Source organism: Bradyrhizobium sp. NAS80.1 (assembly GCF_001908205.1).
In the GTDB taxonomy this organism is placed as follows: Bacteria; Pseudomonadota; Alphaproteobacteria; order Rhizobiales; family Xanthobacteraceae; genus Bradyrhizobium.
In genome coordinates this window covers 1-714 of sequence record NZ_LGHL01000510.1, presented here as the reverse complement: position 1 = coordinate 714, position 714 = coordinate 1, and the positions used below count along the sequence as shown (strand labels likewise).

The window sequence follows — 714 nt, the reverse complement described above, 5'->3', positions numbered from 1 at the left end:
AAAGAAGGTTCAGGAAGGAGGGCCGTTTCTCCACCGACTGCCAATACTCTTTGTGGAACGGAACTCAACGAGCTGGAATATGGACGCCGCTACGGACAGACCGTGCGGATGACCGCTCTGGGTCTTGGCTGTGTGAAAACGCCAAGGCGCTTGAGCGCGATAGAAGAAGTTATTCGTCCAAGGCGGTTCTAGCGCTTAAGCTAGCACGTGGCTTCAACTTAGACGACGAACTGAAGAATGTAATTCTAGCCGTGTCTCGATCATTCGCGTTTTTACACAGCCAGGGTCATTCGCGACCGAGTCTGCTGGGTTCGGCCGCCGTTCGATGTCTGCTCTTCTCCGAAACCGGCCAGCTCACTGCGCGGCAACGAAACGACGCGAAGGGCCAATTTCGGAAGTCACAGCTCTTTGCTCCCTAACAATAACCAGCCCATTGTCGCCCGGAGGTGATAGCCTGTCGTCAACCAAAGGAGGCTGACATGGCCAGAGGCGAACAAAGAAGTAATCGGGAGAAGAAGAAGCCTAAGAAAGAAAAGGCCAAGACAATTGCCGCCGCCCCAAGCCAAAAGGGCGAGGGAGCGGGATGGCAGCCGAACCTCGCGATCGGCAAAAAGAAATAGAAAATAGAGATGGCTCGCGAAAGTTGATGACTGGTCCCGCGCGGGTATTGCGCGTTACAGCAAAAATGCGCTGATGTCGCAGATGTGGCAAAAG

The 714-nt window shown here is 54.2% G+C and carries 2 protein-coding genes; both read left to right on the top strand.

The genetic code is table 11. The annotated features are described in order from the left end of the window. Positions 1-192: hypothetical protein (locus AC629_RS48115; protein WP_210419253.1), on the top strand; the 192-nt coding region annotated here is incomplete at its 5' end. A 287-nt stretch (positions 193-479) separates the two neighbouring features. Next, positions 480-620 carry a hypothetical protein gene (locus AC629_RS47575; protein ID WP_168195777.1) on the top strand — a complete coding sequence of 47 codons (141 nt, stop codon included), beginning with the start codon at positions 480-482 and terminating at the stop codon, positions 618-620. The last annotated feature ends 94 nt before the right edge of the window (positions 621-714 follow it).

Coding starts and splice junctions, on each gene's coding strand:
- AC629_RS47575 (WP_168195777.1), top strand. CDS start 480: ATGGCCAGAGGCGAACAAAGAAGTAATCGGGAGAAGAAGAAGCCTAAG.